This is a genomic window from Sulfurospirillum sp. UCH001 (genome assembly GCF_001548035.1).
In the GTDB taxonomy this organism is placed as follows: domain Bacteria; phylum Campylobacterota; class Campylobacteria; order Campylobacterales; family Sulfurospirillaceae; genus Sulfurospirillum.
Genome location: NZ_AP014723.1, coordinates 222,027 through 245,213, shown reverse-complemented (window position 1 = coordinate 245,213; position 23,187 = coordinate 222,027). Strand labels below are relative to the sequence as shown.

21 protein-coding genes and 3 pseudogenes are annotated in these 23,187 nt (G+C 37.5%); 3 read left to right on the top strand and 21 right to left on the bottom strand.

Going from position 1 to position 23,187, the window contains the following annotated elements; translation table 11 throughout:
• Window positions 1-19 precede the first annotated feature (19 nt).
• The 7 genes and pseudogenes from lysA to serB all read right to left on the bottom strand — a co-directional run bounded on the left by lysA (window position 20) and on the right by serB (window position 6,397).
• Window positions 20-1,228, bottom strand: a complete 1,209-nt coding sequence (gene lysA, locus UCH001_RS01255; RefSeq protein ID WP_067173204.1) for a diaminopimelate decarboxylase — start codon at window positions 1,226-1,228, stop codon at window positions 20-22.
• Between the two features lie 78 nt (window positions 1,229-1,306).
• Window positions 1,307-2,365 (bottom strand): LptF/LptG family permease, encoded by a 1,059-nt coding sequence (locus tag UCH001_RS01250; RefSeq protein WP_067173201.1) that lies wholly within the window; start codon window positions 2,363-2,365, stop codon window positions 1,307-1,309.
• Window positions 2,362-2,937 (bottom strand): aminoacyl-tRNA hydrolase, encoded by a 576-nt coding sequence (gene pth / locus UCH001_RS01245; RefSeq protein ID WP_067173198.1) that lies wholly within the window; start codon window positions 2,935-2,937, stop codon window positions 2,362-2,364. The genes UCH001_RS01250 and pth overlap by 4 nt, the downstream gene beginning before the upstream one ends.
• A 7-nt stretch (window positions 2,938-2,944) precedes the next feature.
• Window positions 2,945-3,481 (bottom strand): 50S ribosomal protein L25/general stress protein Ctc, encoded by a 537-nt coding sequence (locus tag UCH001_RS01240; protein ID WP_067173195.1) that lies wholly within the window; start codon window positions 3,479-3,481, stop codon window positions 2,945-2,947.
• Window positions 3,482-3,546: 65 nt separating this feature from the next.
• Window positions 3,547-4,749: pseudogene (locus tag UCH001_RS01235) on the bottom strand (type IV pilus twitching motility protein PilT).
• A 15-nt stretch (window positions 4,750-4,764) separates the two neighbouring features.
• Window positions 4,765-5,763: a transaldolase gene (locus UCH001_RS01230; protein WP_067173192.1), complete on the bottom strand. Its 999-nt coding sequence runs from the start codon at window positions 5,761-5,763 to the stop codon at window positions 4,765-4,767.
• A 13-nt stretch (window positions 5,764-5,776) separates the two neighbouring features.
• Window positions 5,777-6,397: a phosphoserine phosphatase SerB gene (serB, locus tag UCH001_RS01225; protein WP_067173189.1), complete on the bottom strand. Its 621-nt coding sequence runs from the start codon at window positions 6,395-6,397 to the stop codon at window positions 5,777-5,779.
• Window positions 6,398-6,541: 144 nt separating this feature from the next.
• Here serB and UCH001_RS01220 point away from each other — a divergent pair, with 144 nt between their 5' ends.
• Window positions 6,542-7,456, top strand: coding sequence for a methylenetetrahydrofolate reductase (locus UCH001_RS01220; protein WP_067173186.1), 915 nt, complete (start codon window positions 6,542-6,544; stop codon window positions 7,454-7,456).
• Window positions 7,457-7,502: 46 nt separating this feature from the next.
• On the opposite strand, the gene UCH001_RS01215 is transcribed toward UCH001_RS01220, so the two are convergent.
• The 8 genes and pseudogenes from UCH001_RS01215 to lpxB form a co-directional block, all read right to left on the bottom strand.
• Entirely contained in the window at window positions 7,503-7,997 is a 495-nt protein-coding gene (locus UCH001_RS01215; protein ID WP_067173183.1) for a chemotaxis protein CheW, read from the bottom strand.
• 14 nt (window positions 7,998-8,011) lie between these two features.
• Window positions 8,012-9,643, bottom strand: a pseudogene (locus tag UCH001_RS01210) (chemotaxis protein CheW); the annotation flags it as partial.
• 156 nt (window positions 9,644-9,799) lie between these two features.
• Window positions 9,800-10,348, bottom strand: a pseudogene (locus UCH001_RS13525) (Hpt domain-containing protein); the annotation flags it as partial.
• A gap of 10 nt (window positions 10,349-10,358) precedes the next feature.
• Window positions 10,359-11,309, bottom strand: a complete 951-nt coding sequence (locus tag UCH001_RS01205) for a chemotaxis protein (protein ID WP_067173176.1) — start codon at window positions 11,307-11,309, stop codon at window positions 10,359-10,361.
• The gene (locus tag UCH001_RS01200; protein WP_067173174.1) at window positions 11,302-12,036 is read right to left on the bottom strand and encodes a UDP-2,3-diacylglucosamine diphosphatase; all 735 of its coding nucleotides are present in this window, start codon (window positions 12,034-12,036) and stop codon (window positions 11,302-11,304) included. Before UCH001_RS01200 ends, UCH001_RS01205 begins: the two co-directional genes overlap by 8 nt.
• The gene (gene argC, locus UCH001_RS01195; RefSeq protein WP_173636805.1) at window positions 12,026-13,039 is read right to left on the bottom strand and encodes an N-acetyl-gamma-glutamyl-phosphate reductase; all 1,014 of its coding nucleotides are present in this window, start codon (window positions 13,037-13,039) and stop codon (window positions 12,026-12,028) included. The genes UCH001_RS01200 and argC overlap by 11 nt, the downstream gene beginning before the upstream one ends.
• A gap of 3 nt (window positions 13,040-13,042) precedes the next feature.
• Window positions 13,043-13,540, bottom strand: a complete 498-nt coding sequence (gene greA / locus UCH001_RS01190; RefSeq protein ID WP_067173171.1) for a transcription elongation factor GreA — start codon at window positions 13,538-13,540, stop codon at window positions 13,043-13,045.
• Between the two features lie 162 nt (window positions 13,541-13,702).
• A complete protein-coding gene (gene lpxB, locus UCH001_RS01185) occupies window positions 13,703-14,734 on the bottom strand; it encodes a lipid-A-disaccharide synthase (protein ID WP_067173168.1) in 1,032 nt (343 codons plus the stop codon).
• A gap of 102 nt (window positions 14,735-14,836) precedes the next feature.
• On the opposite strand from lpxB, the gene surE reads away from it, so the two are divergent.
• Window positions 14,837-15,622, top strand: coding sequence for a 5'/3'-nucleotidase SurE (surE, locus tag UCH001_RS01180; protein ID WP_067173165.1), 786 nt, complete (start codon window positions 14,837-14,839; stop codon window positions 15,620-15,622).
• Window positions 15,622-16,266 carry a ThiF family adenylyltransferase gene (locus tag UCH001_RS01175; RefSeq protein ID WP_067173161.1) on the top strand — a complete coding sequence of 215 codons (645 nt, stop codon included), beginning with the start codon at window positions 15,622-15,624 and terminating at the stop codon, window positions 16,264-16,266. Before surE ends, UCH001_RS01175 begins: the two co-directional genes overlap by 1 nt.
• A gap of 68 nt (window positions 16,267-16,334) precedes the next feature.
• On the opposite strand, the gene UCH001_RS01170 is transcribed toward UCH001_RS01175, so the two are convergent.
• The 6 genes from UCH001_RS01170 to UCH001_RS01145 form a co-directional block, all read right to left on the bottom strand.
• The gene (locus UCH001_RS01170; RefSeq protein ID WP_067173158.1) at window positions 16,335-16,886 is read right to left on the bottom strand and encodes a hypothetical protein; all 552 of its coding nucleotides are present in this window, start codon (window positions 16,884-16,886) and stop codon (window positions 16,335-16,337) included.
• 129 nt (window positions 16,887-17,015) lie between these two features.
• Window positions 17,016-17,639 (bottom strand): hypothetical protein, encoded by a 624-nt coding sequence (locus tag UCH001_RS01165; protein ID WP_067173155.1) that lies wholly within the window; start codon window positions 17,637-17,639, stop codon window positions 17,016-17,018.
• Entirely contained in the window at window positions 17,639-18,079 is a 441-nt protein-coding gene (locus UCH001_RS01160) for a Sua5 YciO YrdC YwlC family protein (RefSeq protein WP_067173151.1), read from the bottom strand. Before UCH001_RS01160 ends, UCH001_RS01165 begins: the two co-directional genes overlap by 1 nt.
• 7 nt (window positions 18,080-18,086) lie before the next feature.
• Window positions 18,087-21,344, bottom strand: coding sequence for a carbamoyl-phosphate synthase large subunit (gene carB, locus UCH001_RS01155; protein WP_067173148.1), 3,258 nt, complete (start codon window positions 21,342-21,344; stop codon window positions 18,087-18,089).
• A 62-nt stretch (window positions 21,345-21,406) separates the two neighbouring features.
• The gene (gene mreC / locus UCH001_RS01150; protein ID WP_067173144.1) at window positions 21,407-22,153 is read right to left on the bottom strand and encodes a rod shape-determining protein MreC; all 747 of its coding nucleotides are present in this window, start codon (window positions 22,151-22,153) and stop codon (window positions 21,407-21,409) included.
• Complete coding sequence (locus UCH001_RS01145) at window positions 22,146-23,180, bottom strand: rod shape-determining protein (protein ID WP_067173141.1); 1,035 nt, start codon at window positions 23,178-23,180, stop codon at window positions 22,146-22,148. Before UCH001_RS01145 ends, mreC begins: the two co-directional genes overlap by 8 nt.
• Between the last annotated feature and the right edge of the window lie 7 nt (window positions 23,181-23,187).

Below are 23,187 nucleotides of genomic sequence, written 5' to 3'. Positions count from 1 at the left end.
TAGAATGAATTCCAATGCATTACAGGTACTCTTTTTCCAAAGCAATGACATCATCGAAATTTTCACGTCTACGGATTAAACGATCGTTTCCATTTTCAAGGGCTATTTCTGCTACACGTGAACGTGTATTGTAGTTACTGCTCATTGTAAAGCCATATGCTCCAGCACTTTTAATCACCAAAAGATCATCATGTTCAAGAGCAGGTAATTCAATATTTTTTGCAAAAAAATCACCGCTTTCACAGATTGGACCAACAACATCGCACAACGTTGTTTCTTGAGTTACTGCTTTGCCTTCTACTTCAATCGCATGATACGCATGATACAGACTTGGTCGAATGAGATCATTCATTGCACCATCAACAATAACAAAACGTTTATAGCCATTGTGTTTTTCGTAAAGTACTTTCGTTAAAAAATATCCACAATCACCTACCAAATAACGACCTGGTTCACATACCAATGTCACATCAAGACCTGTAAGTGCTGCAAAGATAGATTGTGCATACTCATAAAGAGCTACTGTTGTTTCATCTTTGTACTGAATGCCTATACCACCACCCACATCAAAAAATTTGATGTCAATCTTTAAAGCTTTGAGGTTACGTAATAGGTTTGCTAAAACAAGTGCTGCTTCTTTAAAAGGCTCTACCTCTGTAATTTGGCTACCAATGTGAAAATGAATTCCAACTGGATCAAGAGAAGCACTATTTTTCGCATGAATATACATACGCTTTGCACTCTCAATATCAACACCAAATTTATTTTCGTGAAGACCTGTTGAAATATACGGATGCGTTTTAGGATCGATGTTTGGATTGACACGAATACTAATGCGTGCAGTTACGCCCAATCGCTCTGCAATCATCTCAACCCGTTTCATCTCTTCTTCGCTTTCAAGATTGAGCATCAAAATATCATTTTGCAGTGCTTCTTCGATCTCATTGTCTCTTTTGCCAACACCACTGAAGATAATTTTATATTTAGGGATTCCTGCTACTAAAGCACGTTTGACTTCACCAATAGAAACACAATCGCACCCTGCTCCAAGGCCTGCCATATGTTTTAAAACAGAGAGATTTGAGTTTGATTTTACAGCAAAACAAATAAGAGATTTGCGTGCCTTAAAGACCTCTTTGAGAGCCGAAAACTTGTTGGAGATTGTGTCAAAGTCATAAACATATAAAGGAGTATCATATTTTTGTGCTAAAGCTTGGAATTTCGTCATTTTGAACCTTATTAGAGATAACAATAATCCTCTATTCTATCAAAAAGTTCAACAAAAGATGATTAAATGCGAGTTAACTTAGCGTTTGGCGTAAAAATACATGGCAATAAAAAGAAGAAGTACAATAGGTAATAAAATAGCAATTTCTGCAAAAACAACTCCATTTGCTGCAAGACGACTTAAAAGAAAAAGTCCACTCCAAACAATTAAAGTTACAAAAGCGAAAGAAGAAGCGATCAAAGCCATATTAAAATAACGCCCCATTACAGGAGCTTTATAGTACAAAATGACAATCAAAAAAGGAGCGAAAAAAGGGAAAAAAAGCTGATAAAAGAGTGTTGCTTTAATCTTGCTGGTATTGACACCTTGCTCGTTGAAAAAGCGTAATGCATCAATGCCATCACTGATAGATAAGGTATATTCACTTTGATACACGTTATCCATAATCTTAGGTTTAAAATTTTCCATAGTTTGAAGTTTATCAACATTTTCGGTACGATAACCATCATTGTCCAAAGAGGTAATTCGTGGTTTATGCACGATGCTTACCTTTTCCAAAATCCAATGATTTTGAATAAATGAAGCTACAGAAGCGCGTATAATTTTAGTAAGATCAACATTATCTACTTCAAAAATAGTCACATCGTATGCCACTTGTTTTAGCGGATCAAGTTTTTTAAAATAGACATATTGATTATTGTGTTTTAGAAAAAGATCTTCTGAGCTGTTTGAAATACGGTTATATTTTTTTAGATTTGCGCTATATTCATACGCATAAGCAAATTCCGTACAATTGAGTCCAATATAAATGAGTGTAAGTCCTAAAGCAGTAATAAAAAAAGGCCTCACAAGCGCTCTTTTACTAATACTTGATGCATACATACAGATAAGTTCATTGGATTTAATCATACTAAAATACGTTACAACCATACCAAATACAATTGAAAGTGGTAACACATAATTTACGGCATTCATGCCTTGAAAAAGAGCATACAAAATTTGCAAGTTTGCAGAATCCGGAATGTTATTATAGTTTGTAAGCAAGTCAACGCCCACATAAAAAAGATCAAGTGCTATAAAGATAACAAAGAAATTTTTGAGATAATTTTTAACAATATATTTCTCAAAAAGTTTCATACTTTATCTCCATCACACAGGGTTTGTTTGAGCGTGTATTGTAGCGAAACTTCTTTTAAATCACTTGTGAGGAGTGCTTTGATACTCTTTTTTACATGCTGGATGATTTCAGGCAAATGCTCCCTTTGACATACAGAAAAATCAGAAAGAACATATTTTGCAACATCACTTTTATGTGTTGGTTTACCAATACCAATACGAACGCGTATATATTCTGGTCCAATATGAGCATCAATAGAGCGAAGCCCATTATGACCACCATGACCACCGCCTATTTTGAAACGTAATGTTCCAAAAGGAAGGTCTAAATCATCATGAATAACAATAATTTGATCAGGCTTAAAATAATCATCCACAGAACGTACACTTTCTCCTGAAAGATTCATATACGTTGTTGGTTTCAGCAGTAACATAGAAGGTGCTTTAAAAAGTTCACCTTTAAAATTAGCTTTTGTGATTTTTTCGCATGAAGATTGGTCATCGATGATAGCATCGATGACCATAAAACCGACATTATGTCGATTATTTTTGTATTGTAAGTCTGGATTTCCAAGCCCTACGAGAAGTGTCATCTAAGCGTTACTTCGCTTTAATAACTCCGGCAACAGAAACACGTGTTTCATCCATGATTTTAACGTTTGCTGGAACTTGAATATCACGTACTAAAACTGTATCGCCAACATCAAGATCATTTACATCAACAACAAAGCTGTTTGGTAAATTTTCAGCTGTACATTTAACTGCTAAACGTTTTTTAGATTGGATAAGAACACCTTTGTTTTTTGTACCTTTTGGTGTACCCTCAAGAATAACAGGAACCAAATATTTTGTTAAAACACCTGGAAGTGCAATACGTAAATCAACATGTAAAAGGTTGCTATTTACTGGATCTCTTTGGTAATCTTGAATTACAACATTGTACTCTTTACCAGATACTTTCACTGGGAAAATAAGAGTATCTTTGTTCTTTGCTGCTTTGATGAATTCGTTTGCTTTAAATGCAGCATTGATGTTTTCTTCACCCTTACCGTAAATATTTGCAATTAGATATCCATCTCTACGAAGTGCTTTAGTAGCCTTTTTTTCGATACTATCTCTAATGATGCCTTCTAACATAGTTTTCCTTTATAAAAAATAAGGGAACAATTGTACAAAATTGAACCTAAAAGCTGCATAAATTGTTATTGTTTCAATCCTAAGATATCTTTATCAATCTCTTTCAGTTCTTTAATACTCACACGAGCCTCTTCTTTACGTGTCTCTTTTTGAGTTTTATCTGCATCATAGAAGTCAAGAGCCATTGTAATATCATTGCGACTGGTCGATGCTTGAATAGCATTTTCTCGTGAAATTTTACCCTCTGCATAAAGCGCTAAAAGCGCTTGATCGAAGGTTTGCGTTTTATAGACATCTTTGCCTTCTTTAATTGCGTCAGGAATTTCGCCTTCTCGGCCTTCTAAGATGAGTGCCTCTATACGCGCATTTTTTACTAAAATCTCGACAGCAGCCGTACGCCCATTATCGACTGTTTTAACAAGACGTTGTGCAATAACACCTTGCAAAACAGATGCTAATGACATTTTGATACGATTTTGCTCTGTACCAGGGAACATACCAATGATACGTCCTACGGTTTCTTTTGCATCAACAGTATGTAATGTTGAGAGGACTAAGTGCCCTGTTTCAGCTGCATGCATTGCAGTTTCAATGGTTTCAAGATCTCTCATTTCACCAACCAAGATAACATCGGGATCTTCACGAAGTGCTGCACGTAAGGCATCAGAGAAGGAGAGTGCATCTTGTCCAATAGCACGCTAGTTGACGACACACAACTCATCTTTATAGATAAACTCTACAGGATCTTCAATGGTGATAATATGCTTTTTCTGTGTTTTATTGATACGATTAATCATTGAAGCCAATGTTGTTGTTTTACCTGAACCTGTTGGTCCTGTTACTAAGATAAGACCACGAGGGAGATCACACAATGAATTAATCACAGAGGGTAAATGCAATGATTCAATGGTTGGTAGCACCATCGGAATGGTTCTAAAAACAGCTGAAACACCATCTACTTGAAAAAACATATTGACACGAAAGCGGTAATCATCGTTGAGTTTAAACGTGAAGTCAATATTTTTCTTTTCGACTAACTCTGGAAAGCGACTTCGCAGAAGCTCTTTTGCTAGAGTAAGTCCGTCTTGATACGCAAGAACTTCTTTAGAAAAGGAGACAATTTCACCATTGATACGACCTCTAATGGTTGTCCCTGTTTTGACATGCAAATCACTTCCTTTGTGTTCAACAAGTTTGCTGAGATAAAACCTCAGCTTTTTTGTCATCTCAAAAGTAAGTTCACTAACATTGACTTCAACTGTTGCCATTGTGACATCCTTTGTCTATTTGAGTTCGTTCAAAATCTCAACAAAAGCTTCTTTGAAAGCACTTAAACCTTCATCCATCAATTCATCACAGACTACCTTCATATCAACACCATTAGCAGCAAGAGAATGAAAAAAGTTTTCAATCCAATCAGCTCTTAACTCTACTGGCTTACACTCTTTAGAAGAAGTGATAAATGCTTTAATGGTTCCAAGAGGTGCCGTATTGATTGAATTTTCTAACAAAAGCTCTTTAATATAATAATCTGGGCTAAGCTCATCACCTTTTACACCTGTACTTGCAAAAAGAGCTCTAACATTTGGTAACTGTGCTTTTTGGATCAACGCATAAGCGCGCATAGCATTCATGATACCTACTCGAGCCGTTACGAAATCTACTTTTTTTAGCTGTTCATCCAATTTGCGATCAAATCTGCTTACAAAAATACTAATCACTGCTTGAGGAAGTTTTTTAAATCCTTTTTGCGTCAATGTCTCATTGGCTTTTGCAAATGCTTCCAGACAACTTTGTGTTTGTACATCGGAGAAGATCAATGTTGCATTGACATTAATACCTTCGCTTAACAATGCTTCCATTGCTATATAGCCCTCTTCCGTTGCAGGCACTTTAATCATAACGTTAGGATAGCCAATAGCTTTAAATAATCGCTTTCCTTCTTCAACCGTTGCTTCGGCATCATCACATAAAAAAGGATCAACTTCGATACTGATAAACCCATCATCTCCTTTTTCATAAGAAGGCAAAAGCTTTTTTGCAGCGAGCTGAATGTCTGAAATTGCAAGGGCTTCATAAATCTCTTTGGCTGATTTTCCTTGAAGTTTTGCTTTATCTTCTGCATAAGCAGACGAACCCAAAAAAGCCGACTTGAAAATAGATGGATTACTCGTAGCAGCATTGACAATATTGTTTTGAATGAGCTCTCCAAATTCACCTTCTAAAAAGCTACGCTCAACAAAATCACACCATAACGAAAATTTTAAATCATTGTTATACATTTAGTTCACTCTTTTAAATAAATTGGAGAAGATTACGCATGTCTTTCTCATCGATAACGACATTGGCAGCATTTTTTAAAATAGGTTTTGCACAAAATGCTACTTTTTTTGCCGCACATTCAAACATAGAGATGTCATTTGCGCCATCACCTACTGCAATTGTGTTATCGTAACTGACATTTAAAAGACTTTGTACACGTCTTAGCATATCGCCTTTTGAAAAACCAAACATCATATCGCCACCTACAAGCCCACTTAAGTGGCCATCTCTAGCATGTAAGACATTGGCAAAATCAGCATCAAAACCTAAAATTGATTTTGCAGGCGTTGTTGCGATACGAAACCCTCCACTAAAAACAACAACCGTATAGCCTTTTGCTTTTAGTCCAGCAATCGCCTCATAAGCCCCTTTCATCAAAGGAAGCGCATGGCAAATTTCTTCTGCCTTTCTCGCATTCATACCTTTTAAAAGCCCTACACGTGTTGTTAAACTCTCAAAAAAATCAAGTTCACCGCGCATTGCAGCTTCAGTGATCATAGAGACTTCTTTTTCAACCCCATGCTCTTTTGCTAAAAAATCGATTGTTTCACCATCCATGAGTGTTGAATCAAAATCAAATACACACAACTTCATTCAAGCCGCTCCTTAATTACTATTAAAAATCTCATTATAGCAATATCTTGCTTAGGCAATAAAACGCTTTAGGCTAAAAGAAGGACTAGCATGTTTGTATGCGTTTAAGTTATAATACGACAAAGTTCACTTTATGGGAAAACAATGATCGAAACCTTTATTGAAAAATTAAAACACGATACTTTTTTAACGCTTGAAACGACTCCAATGCATGAGCCAACGTTTGAGCCGCTTATCGAAAAGATAGCCTCACTTGGGCTCGATACGAAGGTTGATGGTTTCAGCACAACGGACAATCCACTCGCACGTCTTAAATTTAATGCGCTTTTTGGCGCACTGAGTCTTCAAACAAAATTTTCAAAACCTGTTATTGCAACGATGAGTATGCGAGATCGCAATAAAGTTGCCCTTCAATCTGATCTTTTGGGTGCAAACGAATATGATTTACGAACCATTTTATGTCTTACAGGAGATCCAGCAAGTGCGAGTGATCAACCTGCTGTTAAAGGTGTTTTTGAAGGAAATAGCACGCTCCTTTTAGATATTATTCAATGCTTTAATGCAGGCATTGACTATTCAGGAAAACCCTTTAAAACCCAACCTAAGCCTATTTATCCATTTTCGGTCTGCAATGCCCATGCAAATACACCAAAAAATTTAATGAAAAAAATGGCTACTAAAATCGAGCATGGTGCCGTAGGCATCATTACGCAACCTGTGTATAGTGTTGAAAATGCAACGATGCTTTTAGAGCTTTTAAAAGATGCTAAAACAGAACTTGGAAAAGAGCAGAGCCAAACACAGTTGATTTTAGGATTTTTCCCTATTGTTAAACTACGAACTGCTCAGTTTTTAGCTGCACACGTTCCGGGTATTCATGTACCAGCTTTATGGATGGATAAATTGGCAAAAGCAAAAAAAATTAGTGAAGAAGAAGAACGAAAAGTAGGGTTTCAACTCTCTTTAAATGCCTTTGTAGAGCTTAAAAAAATACATCCAAAAATTCACATGATGAGTGCCAACAACTTTGAACTTGTAGCTGATTTATTAAAGTACTAGAAGAGTAAAAAGTGCCAAACTTTTTAGTTTGGCACTTAAAGTGTATTTAGAAATCGCGTTTTAAAAGCTGTTCAACTTTCAGAATTGTCAAGATGTTTTCTTCTCTCATACCAATTCCATAAACCAGCCCTTTTTCAGCATGAATTGTTTCTGGTGGTGGTCCAATACGGCTACTTTTAATACGAATCGCTTCTGTTAAACGATCAATCACAAAGCCAGCGGTATTGTCTTTTCCTTTCATAACGATGTAGCGTGTATCTTCCGTTACTTTTACTGGATCCATTTTAAACTTACGTCTTAAGTCAATCAATGGGATAACGCTACCTCTTAGATTAAAGACACCTAGAATATAGTCTGGTACACTTGGAACTCTCGTATATTCAATCGGTTTAATAATCTCTTGAATACTCAAAATTGGCACTGCGTATTCTTCTTGTCCTATTATAAATCCCACAAGCTGAATAATATCATCTTCTTTTTTGTGTGGCTCGTCAACTTGTTGTTGCTGTTTTTTAAGAATTTGATTGAGTTTATCATTCATCGCGACTTCCCCACTTATAGTTTAATATTTTTTCTGACCACACTCTCAAGATATTCTGGAGAGTATGGTTTAGTGATATATTCACTCATGCCTGATTCAACGCCTCTGAGTCTGTCAGATTTAGAAGTACGTGACGTAACCGCAATTAACGGAAGGTTTTTATACTTAGAGTATTTACGAATTTCGCCTGCTAAAGTATAACCATCCATTCTTGGCATCTCAATGTCAATAAGCACAGCATCAATGCTGTATTCAGCAGATTTAAGCATATTGAGTGCTTCTTGGCCATTGCTTGCTTCAAGTACTTTGACTCCGATTGGTTCCATGGATTTTTTCATGATATTACGATCCATTGCACTATCATCAACTGCTAGAACGATATAATCGCTTGGTACTGTTTTTGTTTTTACAACCGCTTCTGCACTTGCACGAATATCTACAGTGATACCTTTAGCAAGATTCATCAGTGCCGCAACATCCACGATAAGTGTTACACGTCCGTCACCCCTAATGGTTGCACCTGCAATACCTTCAATGCCTTGGAGGTAATCACCAAGAGATTTGATAACAATCTCTTCTTGGCCAACAAGTGTATCAACAACAACACCAAGTTTTGACTCTGCAAGACCGATAACAACAACATAAGTATGTTCGCCACCTTCATAGACTTGTTTAACACCAAAGATATCTGAAAGACGTACGAGAGAGAGAACTTCATCGCGAAGTCTTAGTACATTTTTGCCTTCAATGGTATAAATCTCATCAAGAGGGATACGTACAGTTTCTAAAACAGATGCTAATGGAATAGCATAGTACTCTTCTTGCGCTCCAACAAGTAACGCTTGAATAATCGCTAATGTTAAAGGAATTTTGAGCTTAATAACTGTTCCACGACCCAATTCACTATCGACATCAATAATACCATTGAGCTTTTCAATATTCGTTTTAACAACGTCCATTCCGACGCCACGACCTGAAACATTCGTTACCACTTTTGCAGTCGATAATGAAGGTTTAAAAATTAACGCAAATGCCTCTTTATCGCTCATTGCATCAGCTTCACGCTCTGTAATCATACCTTTTTCAATAGCTTTCGTACGAAGCAGATCTGCATCTAAGCCCTTACCATCGTCGGTAATCTCAATAACAATATGATTGCCTTCATTGTACGCTTTGAGCTGAATCAATCCTGTTTCAGGCTTACCGTTTGCTCTTCTTGTCGCAGCATCTTCAATTCCATGGTCACATGAGTTACGAATAATGTGGACTAAAGGATCGCCTATCTCTTCAACAATCGATTTATCGAGTTCTGTCTCTTCACCTGAAATTTCAAGCTCAATTTGCTTACCAAGTTCACGAGAAAGATCTCTAACCATTCTTGGGAACTTATTAAAGACTTTTGCAATTGGAAGCATTCTGGTCTTCATAACCGCAATTTGTAGATCTGTGGTTACTAGAGAAATAGACGAAACGACTTGATTGAGCTCTTCTAAGAATTTTTCACCTTCATAGCGCTCTTCAACGTCATCATAAATTTTAAGCAATCTATTTTTACCAAGAACGAGCTCGCCGATAAGATTCATCAAGTGATCGAGTCTCTTAACCTCAACCCTAATGGTTTGTTCCATTGAACTTGCTGACTCTTTTTTTGCAGGAGCTGTATTGGCGTTATCGCCTCCACCACGTCTTGATACTGGTTCTACTCTTGGTGCTTCATCGTCACTATCGTTATCACCATTATCTTTCAAACTTTCAAACGATGGTGTAGCAACTGGAGCTGCTTTAGGAGCACTATTGCCTTCTCTTCGTTTGCGATCTTCTTCTTTACGCATTTTAAGTAAGCGCTCAATCTCATCTTCTACTTCTTGATCGCTTAGTTTTGAATAATCGACATTGTCTTCTTCTGAAGGTACAGGTGATTCATCAATTTCTTCTGCAGCTGTAGCATGTGGTGCACTTTCGCCATTTGAGATAATGTCCAAACGACGACAAATATCAGTGATATCAATGCCCACAGATGTGTCATTTCCATTGTCACGAATCGCATGCAATAAACTTTTCATAAGATCAATCGACTCTAAAACGACATCCATAACTTCAGGTGTTAGTTTTAAATCACCATGGCGTGCTTTGTTCAAAACATCTTCCATATGATGTGTTAAGCCTGTTAAAACATCAAAATTTAAGAATGATGAAGAGCCCTTAATCGTGTGTGCAACCCTAAAGATACTGTTTAGTAATTCCAAATCATCTGGATTGGATTCTAATTCCACTAAGTTTTGATCAAGTTGTTCAATAAGTTCGAACGCTTCAACCAAAAAATCTTCTAAAATTTCTTGAATATCTTCCATCGTTCTACCCCTATTGTGCTGTTTTCACGTGCGATTTAATTACTTTAGAAACTTCTTTGTAAAAAATCGACGCATCAAATTTCGTTAAATAGGCCTCACCGCCCGCCTCTTTGCCTCTAATCTCGCTAAAATGGTCACTAATGGAAGAGTTAAAGACGATAGGAATATTTTTAAACCTTGCATCTTCTTTCACATTAGCCGCAAAGTGAAATCCATCCATTTGAGGCATCTCGACATCGCTGATAATAATTTTGACAACATCTGTTAAACGATCGCTATAGGTATTGTAAAGCTCATTGAGTCGCTCCAATCCTTCCATACCATCTTTAGCTTCAACGACACGCATGCCCATTTTATTGAGAGCATCACTGACAAGTTTTCGCGCTGTCATACTGTCATCAAGGATTAAAGCAACACCATCAACTTTGACAATTTGGTCATCATTAATATCCATCTTTGGCTGATAAATTCCAAGTGCTTGTACAACACTCTCAAGATCTAAGATCAAAAGAACATCATCATTCTCGATACGTGTTACACCTGTGATCTGACTTTTATCGAGTGAGCCCATACCTGCAACAAATGATGCTGGTTCGATATCTTTCCAGCTGATACGTCTAATTCGTTTGGCTTCATGAACGACAAATCCAATCAAAATATCGCTAAATTCTGTAATAATAATACGAGGCTTGATTGAACCATCGTCTGGCTCTTTAATATTCATCCATTTGGCGAGATTAACAACAGGAATAACAATACCACGAAGGTCGAAAATTCCCTCAATGTAATCTGGTACGCCTGGAAGTTCTGTCAAATTAGGAATTTTAATGATTTCACGTACTTTTGCAACGTTTACACCGTAAATTCCCTCATATACACCGTTTTCTTCCTTTTTAAAAATACGGAAGTCCACCAGCTCCATCTCATTGGAGCCTACTTTTAAAATACTTTCTTTAGCCATTGCAGCCCCTTAGTTGCTTTTGCGCAAATTCTGTCTCTGATGAGGATTGTACACTAAAATAGCTTTGATTGCACGCAAAAGATGAAAAATTTATATAATGCGTTCCAGATACCATAAAATCAATGTTTTGATGGTAATGCCCCTCTGCAACAACATCTACTTTTGGATAAAAATGAAGCTTCTGTTGCATTAGCGTTGTAAAATTTTCTATTCGCTTACACAATCTTTTTTTTGACTGGTCATTTTGTATCTTTTTTGAAATAGCTCCTTGCATGATTTCATCTAGAAAGTTGAGGGCTTTTAAAACAGTTTGATTACGAATAATTCTCGTATAAAAACGATGGATAAAACTTCCATATTTATCCCCATGCAATAAAAGACAGCGTTTACCACTAGGCAGGCTAGCTAGATAAGGTTGTTCCTCAATAGGAATGACAGTGACATGCGAAAAGAGTGATGAGAGATTAAAGTCATGATTACCTTCAAAATAATAGACTTCACATTTTTTTCCAATCTCTTCAATAAGATCGATATAACGCTGGTACTGTTTCACACCATACGAAACACTACCAACCAGTAGATCAAACATATCACCCATTAAGAAAAGTTGGGATGGAGGATTTTGGTTTACATAGACTAAAAAATCAAAGAAGAACGCTCTCTCAGCTGAGTCATGCGCATCAGCGATAAATAAAGCGCCTTCTTTGATATTCAGTTTAGGGGACATAGGCGATAATTGGGATACCGGCGGTTTCTTCAAAACCACACATGAGATTAGCATTAACCACTGCTTGGGAAGATGCACCGCGTAAAAGATTGTCAATCGCCGATGAAACGAAAATAGACTTACCTTTTTGGCTTACAAAGATATCACAAAAGTTTGTTCCAGCTGTTGATTTAATATCAACAGGAACATCCCTTACTCGTACAAAACGGGTATCTTTATAAAATTCTTTCACAACAGCTTTTGCATCAATCACGTCATTCGTTTGTAAATAAGAACTCACCAACATTCCACGACTGACTGGAAGCAAATGAGGTACAAAGTTAACCTCAAAAGGATGTCCACTCACAAGGCGTAGCTTTTCGGCAATTTCTGGCTCATGACGATGTTTTAGAGGATTGTATGCAAAGATATTTTCATTGATCGTTACAAAATGCGCTGTCGTCATTGGTTTTTTACCAGCACCAGACACACCACTTTTTGCATCAATAAAAATAGGCGCTTCTTTGTTTAGGTAATTCAAAAATGGCAAAATACCCAAAATTGACGCAGTCGGGTAACATCCAGGATTAGCAATCAAACGTGCCGTTTTAATTTTTTCACGGTTAATCTCAGGAAGCCCATAAATAGCCTCTTTTAAATTCTCTTTATCTTCATGCTCGCAGTAGTGTTTTTCATACGCCTCAAGCTCTAAACGATAGTCCGCTGAGAGATCAACCACCTTGACACCTAGCGCTAAAAGTTCTTTCGTAAAGCCCATGGCTGCTTTATGAGGAAGTGCTAGAAAAGCTAATTTTGCATATTTTGCTACTTCATTTGCGTCGGCTTTTAAAACATCTTGTTCAAACACACTTGCTAGACTTGGATGAAGTTCCGTTGCCTTTACTCCACCTTCTGTGGTCGCTATATAGTTTATGTTGAAGTGCGGATGATTCATCAAAATTTTAATCAGTTCTAAACCAGTATACCCGCTTGCCCCAATAATGGCTACATCTATTTTTGACATACTTTATCCCTCGAAATTGATCTCATGGTACGCAATCTCCAAGATTTCGTACTCTTGTTGACCTGATGGTAGTTTGATAGTAACTTCTTCGCCTTCGCTTTTTCCCATTAACTGAATCGCTAAAGGTGAATAGTACGAAATAAGCCCACGATCAGGATTACTCTCAGTACTTCCGACAATCGTATAAGTGACCTCTTCATTGGTCTCTAAATTTTCGAGCATAATGGTTGAGCCAAAACGTACTTTATCGTGCTCGTAAGAGCTTGGGTCGATCACATGTGCACGAGAAACAAGATCGCTTAATTCCCCAATACGTCCATCAATAAACGCTAAACGCTCTTTTGCTGCATGGTATTCTGCATTTTCTTTTAAATCACCGTGACTTCGCGCAATATCAAGTTCGATGACAGTCTCAGGTCGTTGTCTTTTTTTCAAATCACTTAATTCATGTGTTAATTTTTTAAAACCATATTCGGTCATTGGTTCTTTTGCATTGCTCATAATTATCTCCTTATACTTCTATCTTTAAATTCTTCATAACAGTTTTAAGTAGAGCTTTCTACGTACTGTTATGGTGTAAAATAAGGGAAATACCCAAATTTTTAATATGAAAAGCGTATTTTTTGAGGCAGACAGTGATTACAATTCTGCTAAAAACTTTGATTATACCTTCATTATGCTTATCATTGCCTCTTGACTTCCATGACTGAGCATAGAACGAAGTTTTTTGGCATGATTAAAGAATGCTTCTTTGTCTGTTGTTTCATAGGCTTGAAACAAGTTATCAACTGTAACCTCTTCTTGTAAAAACTCTTGGTGAAGAGGTTCCATCTTTTCAAAATCAAAAATCAGATTGGCTAATCCTACATGTTTAAGTTTGACAAACTGTTTTGCTATCCAATAATCAATCGCTTTTGCTTTATATGCGAGCACAAAAGGTACGCCAACAAGTGCAGCTTCTAAAGTCGCTGTTCCTGAACAGACAAAAGCAAACTCACTTTTTTCAAATGCTTCATACGTGTCTCGACAGATTTTAAAATCATGTATATCGCCGTAAATCTCTGCAATTTCTCGATAATCATAATGCGGTGGAATCACCAAAAGCTTCTCTTTACCTTCTATCTTGGAAGCAAGTTCTTTGTAGATAGGGAAAAGACTACGAATTTCACTTTTACGACTCCCTGGTAAAAAAGCGATGACACCTGTTTCCTCTGCACGTAATTTAAAGAGAGGTATTTCATCTAAAAGTGGATGCCCTACATAGGTTGCTTTATTGTAAAACTGCTGTTCAAATGGCAATATAGATGCCAAAACATCACAGTACTTTTCTACTTTCGCAACACGTTTAGGTTTCCATGCCCAAACCTGAGGCAAAATATAATAAATAATCTCAACATTTGGATTAATCGTTTTAATCGCTTTTGCTAAGGGAAGATTAAATGCGGGAGAATCAATCAATAAAACTTTATCAACAAAAAAACTCATCCGTGCCATAATCTTTATGGCTTTTTTGGCTTTACGAATTTTAGGCAGAGCATCCAAAAACCCCATAATCGAAAATGCACGACTGGGCATCAATGGTTTTCCAAAACGCTCATCAAAGATACCATAAAGTTCACACTTCTCCAAAGCATTTAAAATGGGTTCCAAGTGCAAATTTGCCGATGGTTCTAGAGCAGAAACGAGTAATTTCAAAATAGTACCTTTTACATTCTTTAACACGAAGTCTATACAAAAATCTCTTAAAAATATAAGCCTCTTTCGTTATAATGTTTTAAAAAAATAATAGGCATTTTCATGAAACGCATTTTAATTACCAATGATGATGGCTTTGAGAGTCCTGGACTTCACGCACTTGCTCGCGCACTTCGTCCTTTAGGGCATGTTACCATCGTAGCACCCACTTCTGAAAAATCAGCCTGTGGACACTCATTAACCCTTACACGTCCGCTTCGCTTTGTTGCCATTGAAGATGATTTTTTTAAACTCGATGATGGCACACCGACAGATTGTATTTACCTCTCACTCAATGCCCTATTTGAGGGCAATAGTAAACCAGATTTGGTTGTGAGCGGCATCAATAAAGGCTCAAACTTGGGTGAAGACATTACCTATAGTGGAACAGCTAGTGCGGCAATGGAAGCAGCATTGCATGGTGTTCCTGCGATTGCCATTTCTCAAGTTTATGTTGGTGGTGTTCAAAACATTGAACTTACACACGGGTATGATTTGGCAGAACAAACGGTACATGACCTTGCAAAGAAAATTTTAGAAGGGACATTCCCATTGGGTGAACGCCGTTTTTTAAACGTCAATATTCCTCCTCTTAGTCCACAAGAGTGTAAAGGCTACAAAATCACACGTGCAGGCTATAGAATGTACGGCAACGATGCACATCTACATCGTAATCCACGAGGTGAAGAGTACTATTGGCTTGGTGTTCATACCTTAGAGTGGAAAAAAAGTGAAAAAGCAGACTGTGACCTCAGCGCTATCGATGAAGGGTACATCTCTATTACACCTATCAAACTTGATATGACTGCACACGATGAACTGGAGAACTTAAAAAAATGGATACAGTAATGGAAGATCGCTATTCTCGTGTAAGACGTGTTTTTGGTGAAGATTTTGAAAAACTCCAAAAGGCAAAAGTCCTCCTTTTAGGCATTGGCGGTGTAGGAAGCCCGTGTTTAGATGCCATGTATCGCACAGGTATTAGCGACATCACCATCGTTGATTTTGACCGTTACGATGTGACCAATCAAAACAGACAACTAGGCTCAGAAGCGGTAGGTGAAGTGAAGGTCTTACATATGGCAAAGCTTTATAAAGGAGTAACACCTATCGAGGCAAAAGTCACACCTGAATGGGTCGAAAACTTCGACTTTGAACCTTATGACATCGTTATTGATGCCATCGATGATATGGAAGCCAAAATAGCCGTAGCACATAAAGCCCATACCAAACTACTCAGTTCCGCAGGTGGCGCTAAAAAAATTGATCCTACAAAAATTCATTATGCTTCTATCTGGGATACTTACGGCGATATGTTGGCTAAAAGCTTTAGAGATGGGCTTAAAAAAACAGGCTTTCAAGGGACATTTTTAACGGTATTTTCTGATGAAAAACCTATTTGTAAAGAAATGGGAAGCTTGATGTGTGTGACTGCTTCATTTGGTTTGACACTTGCATCACTTGCGATTCGAAAGATTACAGGAAAACTATAACACCTAAACTAAAAGATGCTTAATCGTGTGATAGCTACTAAGCATCTTTATCTATCTTCTAAATGATTTTAATTCAAATCGTCATCTTTCCAATATTTTGTGCCTTGTATAGTTGCTTGCAGTGCTAAACCATTTTTAGTCAGTTTATACAATCTCATTCCAGGTTGTACTGTCACAGCTCCCTCAAATGAACCGCCTTTACTGTCAGATTTTGCTGCTGCATCTGCTTGAGCATTTGCTTCCCAGCCATTATTCACAAATGACTCAAGTACATCTTTATTGTCAAAAACAAATATTGCTCTAAAATCTTTAACTCCAAGCCCGATACCTATACCACCTGAAGCCATCTTCATATATGTTTTTTTGCTTGTTTTATTATTTACGGTGACGCCGCTCCCACCTTCTGCAGATAAGAAAATAAGATTAACACCAATATTACTAAATGTAGCATACCCATAAGCTTGTTTAATATCATTTTTTGAACTTGGATATGCTTTATAGAGCATAGCTAATGTCTCTTGGCTTTCAGTATTGATGGCTTTTCTTTTATCTGCAACTGATTCTGCATAGGATAACGAAGCACATAAAAGCATCGATAATACAATTTTTATTATTTGCATTTCCTCTCCTTTAAGTGAGATAATAAAACTCATACAAACAATTGTATCACGAAAAATTTTATATGTACTTCAAAAGATGTTGTGTTAAATCATCCTGCGCAGTAAATGAACTTTTGGCATTGCTCTTGACTATTCTTCCATTGCCATCATCAAGAAGCCTGTAAAAGCGGCATTGTCATCGTGGCTTATCTTCTCACCAACATTTTGTTTCATCGTTTCTAATACAGTGGTATATGCCGCATAAAATTCATAGCTCGGTTTAGGTTTATAGGTCAAACCTTCTATCTCAAAAAAAGAGAGAATATTTTTAGTGGTTGTAGGCTTGATGAAAAACTCTGTATCTCTGTAAAAATAGTACGGTATAAGCGTTACGATAGACCATTTTGCCAAGCCATAAAATGAAAGCACTTCCACCAATGTTTCAAAGCCCTCTTCTTTGTCACCATAAAGCATTTCATACAAACCAATACTGAGCATATCTCTTCGCTCCATTCTCATGGACGTGACCATATCTCGTATTTTTGGCTTTTCAAAGAGTGAAATAAGCGTTGATTTTGAGACGATTTTTGCAAAGTTTTCACAGATGAGTTCTGGCTGAGCAAAGTTCTTTTTTGCAAATAGCTCACGAACGTGTTCACCTATTTTTGCAGTATTGTGTCGTTTGACGATAGGTTGAAGTCCTATATCTTTAAAACCCTCAGGATACAATTCTAAAAAATACTCTTCTGCATTTTTGAGTTTTTCTAAGTTCATTAGCGTAGTTTCCTCATTTTTACTTTTCCAAGCTTATAAATGGAAGAAGGTTGATCTTCAAAAAAACCTTTAGCGGTATAAACAATGACATCAGATTTTTCAAGGGCATATGACTCAGTAAAACCTTTGCCACTGGGATTGGAAGAAGTGGAATAACTCCATGTAAGTTTTCGTAAAAACTGCAAATGCTCTTCATCCTTGACCACACGAATTGCTAAACCACATGCATAAACAAACGTCGTTTTTGAAGCTCTTCTAATTCTGTTTTTATGGGCTTTTGGAACTCGTGTAAAAGAGCGAAGTGTTTGAAGAGAATCAACACTCATCAAAAACGATTTACCGCTAGGACGATTTTTCGTTTTGACGAGTGCTTCGTTATTTTGAGAGAGGAACCCTGCTGTTGTCTCTGTTTGTGCGAGATAAACAAGATCAGGGTTCATTGTTTTGCTAGTTTAAATAGTCTTGTAACGCTCTTGGCTCAAGCGCGCTTTTATCTTGGATGTACTCAATCGCTGTTGTTGCAGCAGCTGCAGCAGCAACCGTTGTAAAGTATGGAATTTTAAAGCGAAGAACCGCTTGGCGAATTTTCTTCGCATCGTCTTTGCTTGATTTGTTATCGCTGGTATTGATGACTAAAGCGATATCTCCATTTTTGAGCTTATCTTCGATGTTTGGTCTACCTTCAGAGATTTTATAAACAAATTCAGCGTTTACGCCTGCATCTTGAAGCGCTTTATGTGTTCCACCTGTCGCAACAACTTTAAAACCAAGTGCTTCAAATTTTGTTCCAATTTCTTTTGCAAATGACTTGTCGATGTCAACCAAAGAGATAAACACTGCTCCACTCTTAGGAAGGACGTTTGCTGATGCAATTTGGCTTTTTGCAAATGAAGCTGGGAAGTTTTTACTGATACCCATAACTTCACCTGTCGATTTCATTTCAGGTCCTAAAATAAGGTCAGCGCCTTGAAGCTTGTTGAATGGGAATACTGCCTCTTTCACTGCAACGTGGTTTAGTTTTTTAGGTTTTAAAAGACCATTTTCTTCAGTTACCATATTGAATTTATCGTAGAATTTAAGTGCTTCACGTAGATTTCCTTGGAACATAACACGTGTTGCAACTTTTGCCATAGGAATACCTGTCGCTTTACTGACAAACGGAACCGTACGGCTTGCGCGTGGATTGACCTCAATCATATAAACATCGTCTTGATAAATCGCGTATTGAATATTCATCAAACCAACAACACCAAGATTTAGGGCGATTTGTTGTGTCTGTTTTTCAATCTTAGCAAGAATTGCATCGCTTAGGCTAACAGATGGTAATGAACATGCGCTATCACCGCTGTGAATACCTGCTTCTTCAATATGCTGCATAATACCACCGATATACACATCTTTGCCATCACAAATTGCATCAACATCCACTTCAATTGCGCGATCTAAGAATTGATCAATTAATACAGGTGAGTTGTGGCTTACACTTACTGCTTCGTTCATATAGATTCTAAGCTCGCTCTCATTGTAAACAATACGCATAGCACGGCCACCCAAAACATAGCTTGGACGTACAAGCACAGGATAACCAATCTCTTTTGCTTTTTCGATTGCTTCTTCCTCAGACGTTGCAGTTGCGTTGTTTGGTTGTTTGATATTGTTTTCTTTGATAAACTGTGAGAATTTCTCTCTATCTTCTGCCATATCAATTACACGCGCCGTTGTACCGATGATTTTTGCCCCGATAACGGTTAAACGCTTTGCGAGTTTAAGAGGTGTTTGTCCACCAAAGTGAACGATAATGCCATCTGGTTGTTCTTTTTCCACAACACTTCTAACGTGTTCAAAGTCAATTGGTTCAAAATAGAGAATATCGCTAGTATCATAGTCTGTCGATACGGTTTCTGGATTACAGTTGTACATAATCGTTTTAACACCCATATCGTTCAGCGCATATGCAGCATGTACACAACAGTAGTCAAACTCGATACCTTGACCAATTCTGTTTGGTCCACCACCAATAATCATAACTTTTTTCTGGTTATCCTCAACTTTTGGACTCGTAGGAAGTTTAGTCACATTGGTTGTTGAGTAAAGATACGGTGTAAGCGCTTTAAACTCAGCCGCACATGTATCTACTTCATTGTATTCAAAATCAATACCCAGCTTATTACGTGCAAAATAAATATCATTCGTTGTTAGTTCTAAATTGTCTTCTTTGTTGATAAGTTTTGCGATCATTTTGTCAGAGAAGCCCATCGTTTTAGCTTGACGCAACAAGGTTTCATCATTTAAAATAAACATATCGATTTTTTTCTCAAAGTCGATAATCTCTTTGATTTGATTTAAGAACCATGGATCAATTTTACTGAGAGCAAAAACCTCTTCTACACTGTAACCTCTACGGAATGCTTCGCCTACATACAATGCTCTATCGCAGTTTGGACGGCGAACTTCATTTTTGAGTTTATCATCATCAACTTTTAAGCTCTCAAAACCACTTAAGTTGGTCTCAAGTGAACAAAGTGCTTTCTGGAATGACTCTTTAAAAGTACGGCCAATTGCCATAACTTCACCCACACTTTTCATTGAAGTCGTAAGTGTTGAGTCTGCAAGAGGAAATTTTTCAAACGTAAAACGAGGGATCTTCGTTACGATATAGTCAATAACTGGCTCAAAACTTGCTGCCGTTCCAGTGATGTCATTTTTAATCTCATCGAGTGTAAAACCAACTGCTAAAAGTGTTGCCACTTTAGCAATCGGATAACCTGTCGCTTTTGAAGCAAGTGCTGAACTTCTACTTACGCGTGGATTCATCTCAATAACAGTCATACGACCGGTATTAGGGCAAATTGAGAACTGAACGTTACTTCCGCCTGTATCAACACCAATTTCACGAAGAATTGCAAACGAAGCATTACGCATACGTTGATACTCTTTATCGGTCAATGTTAATGCAGGTGCTATCGTAATGGAATCACCTGTATGAACACCCATTGGGTCAAAGTTTTCGATAGAACAGACGATAATGCAGTTATCAGCACGATCACGAATAACTTCCATCTCGTACTCTTTCCAACCAAGCAGTGACTCTTCAATCAGAATTTCATTAATCGGACTTGCATCAAGTCCTGCCATTGCAAGTTCTTTAAATTCATCGATGTTATAGGCTACACCACTACCGCCACCAGCTAGGGTATACGATGCTCTAATAATTAAAGGAAAGCCGATTTTTTCAGCTGCTGCATATGCTTCTTCTAGATTATACGCATACGCACTGATAGGTAAATCCATACCAATTTTGATCATTGCCTCTTTAAAGGCTTGTCTATCTTCACCTTTTTTAATCGCCTCTGGATTAGCACCTAAAAATTGAACACCGTTAAGCATACCTTTCTCATGCATGGTCATCGCTACGTTTAGCGCTGTTTGTCCGCCCATCGTTGGAAGAACAGCGTCAACGCCCTCTTTTTCAATAATACGAGCAATTACTTCAGGCGTAATAGGTTCAATATAAGTGCGATCTGCAAATTCAGGGTCTGTCATAATTGTCGCTGGATTCGAGTTAACAAGAACAACTCTGTATCCAAGTTCTTTTAAAGTTTTTGCCGCTTGGGTTCCTGAATAGTCAAATTCACATGCCTGTCCGATAACAATAGGACCTGATCCGATTAATAATATGGTTTTAATATCTTGGCGTTTTGGCATCTTTTTCCTTTAATCTACATGTAGTATTCAACCCAACACCTTTCTAGGCTCTGGGTTCAAGACTAATTTTGCATAATCACATGCATATATGAAGGCACATGTGGTGTCGTATAGGGTTTTACTACAACTGTTTTAGAAGACTCCTCTTCGATCACTTCAGTCACAACACCGACTTTAATTCCCTCAAAAAATATTCCATCAAGTCCACTTGTAATCACTTCATCACCCACTTGAGGCTGAAGCCATTGAGAAATATACTTTACCAATACCTCTTTACGGTTACCTTGCGCAATCCCTTGCATCTTTTGGTTTCCTACGTAAACAGCAAAAATAGATTTGGGATCACTAAGAAGTAAACCTTGTGGATGTCCATCGTTTGAAACAACAATTCCTGCAGCGTACCCTTGTTGTAATAGACCATAAATCTTACTCTGATTAAATTCGTTAAATTTCAACCAAACTTTGCCATAATCATTGAGATTGGTATAACCAATAGATTCAACCATAGTAACACTAGGATGATAACCTGCGATATTGTGCTCTTTAAGTATATCATTCAGCTTGCTTGCAAAAGCAATAGAAAGAACAGCTGATTTTTGCAATGTTTGATTTTCTGCTCGTAATCGCTGAATTTCTTCTTGTTGAGAGAGATGCTCATCAATTTTATCTTGAATACGCATCTTCATATCAACATAGGAGGCAAGAATTTTTGTATTGATGCCACCTATGATATGCCTAGCATCTGTGCTGTACCGAAACGATACAAACACAAAAATACCAAGCAAAATAATAATTTTAAATTTACTCATTCGATAATTGTTGTAAAAGTTCAATCTCTTCGAGTGCTTTACCTGTACCTTTAGCAACAGCAAGCAATGGTTCATCTGCAACAAAAACAGGCAATTTAACGATGTCTGAAAGGTATTTATCAAATCCACGAATAAGTGCACCACCACCTGTAAGAACAATACCATTTTCGACAATATCGCCCGCAAGATCAGGAGGCATTACTTCAAGGACATCTTTAAGAGCATCAGCAATCTCTTTTAATGGTTCTTTAATCGCGTCTCTTACATCTTCACTCGTAAGTTCAATACGGCTTAAAAGTCCGCTGACTTGGTCACGTCCTTTAACCATCATAGAGATAGGTTCATCCATAGGCACAGCTGTACCTATAGCGATTTTAATCTCTTCACCTGTTCTCTCACCGATTAATAGGTTATATTTTTTCTTAACGTAATCTACAATCGCCATATCAATTTTATCACCTGCGACACGAATTGATTTGCTGATAACAAGACCGCCTAAGGAGACAACACCGATTTCTGTTGTACCACCACCGATATCAACAACTAAACTACCTTGTGGGTCGCGAACAGGAAGTCCAGCACCAATTGCTGCTGCCATTGGCTCTTCGATCAAGAAAACTTCACGCGCACCCGCACTCATTGCAGATTCACGTACAGCTTTACGTTCAACCTGAGTTAAACCATATGGTACACAGATAATAATACGAGGGCGTAAAAAGCTTTTTCTTCTGTGTGCTTTTTCAATGAAATAACGAATCATTTTTTCGGTCATATCAAAATCGGCAATAACACCATCACGCATTGGACGAATTGCTTCAATATCACCTGGTGTTTTACCCACCATGTTTTTTGCCTCTTTACCGACCGCTAGGATATTTTGTTTACCATAACGGTTACGTTGTACTGCAACAACAGAAGGCTCATTGATAATAATACCTTTACCTTTAACCAATACCAATGTATTGGCAGTTCCTAGGTCGATACTCATATCACTTGAGAAAAATCCTATAACCTTATCCAAAATCATTTCATTA

Coding starts and splice junctions, on each gene's coding strand:
- lysA (WP_067173204.1), bottom strand. CDS start 1,228: ATGACGAAATTCCAAGCTTTAGCACAAAAATATGATACTCCTTTATAT.
- UCH001_RS01250 (WP_067173201.1), bottom strand. CDS start 2,365: ATGAAACTTTTTGAGAAATATATTGTTAAAAATTATCTCAAAAATTTC.
- pth (WP_067173198.1), bottom strand. CDS start 2,937: ATGACACTTCTCGTAGGGCTTGGAAATCCAGACTTACAATACAAAAAT.
- UCH001_RS01240 (WP_067173195.1), bottom strand. CDS start 3,481: ATGTTAGAAGGCATCATTAGAGATAGTATCGAAAAAAAGGCTACTAAA.
- UCH001_RS01230 (WP_067173192.1), bottom strand. CDS start 5,763: ATGTATAACAATGATTTAAAATTTTCGTTATGGTGTGATTTTGTTGAG.
- serB (WP_067173189.1), bottom strand. CDS start 6,397: ATGAAGTTGTGTGTATTTGATTTTGATTCAACACTCATGGATGGTGAA.
- UCH001_RS01220 (WP_067173186.1), top strand. CDS start 6,542: ATGATCGAAACCTTTATTGAAAAATTAAAACACGATACTTTTTTAACG.
- UCH001_RS01215 (WP_067173183.1), bottom strand. CDS start 7,997: ATGAATGATAAACTCAATCAAATTCTTAAAAAACAGCAACAACAAGTT.
- UCH001_RS01205 (WP_067173176.1), bottom strand. CDS start 11,309: ATGGCTAAAGAAAGTATTTTAAAAGTAGGCTCCAATGAGATGGAGCTG.
- UCH001_RS01200 (WP_067173174.1), bottom strand. CDS start 12,036: ATGTCCCCTAAACTGAATATCAAAGAAGGCGCTTTATTTATCGCTGAT.
- argC (WP_173636805.1), bottom strand. CDS start 13,039: ATGTCAAAAATAGATGTAGCCATTATTGGGGCAAGCGGGTATACTGGT.
- greA (WP_067173171.1), bottom strand. CDS start 13,540: ATGAGCAATGCAAAAGAACCAATGACCGAATATGGTTTTAAAAAATTA.
- surE (WP_067173165.1), top strand. CDS start 14,837: ATGAAACGCATTTTAATTACCAATGATGATGGCTTTGAGAGTCCTGGA.
- UCH001_RS01175 (WP_067173161.1), top strand. CDS start 15,622: ATGGAAGATCGCTATTCTCGTGTAAGACGTGTTTTTGGTGAAGATTTT.
- UCH001_RS01170 (WP_067173158.1), bottom strand. CDS start 16,886: ATGCAAATAATAAAAATTGTATTATCGATGCTTTTATGTGCTTCGTTA.
- UCH001_RS01165 (WP_067173155.1), bottom strand. CDS start 17,639: ATGAACTTAGAAAAACTCAAAAATGCAGAAGAGTATTTTTTAGAATTG.
- UCH001_RS01160 (WP_067173151.1), bottom strand. CDS start 18,079: ATGAACCCTGATCTTGTTTATCTCGCACAAACAGAGACAACAGCAGGG.
- carB (WP_067173148.1), bottom strand. CDS start 21,344: ATGCCAAAACGCCAAGATATTAAAACCATATTATTAATCGGATCAGGT.
- mreC (WP_067173144.1), bottom strand. CDS start 22,153: ATGAGTAAATTTAAAATTATTATTTTGCTTGGTATTTTTGTGTTTGTA.
- UCH001_RS01145 (WP_067173141.1), bottom strand. CDS start 23,180: ATGATTTTGGATAAGGTTATAGGATTTTTCTCAAGTGATATGAGTATC.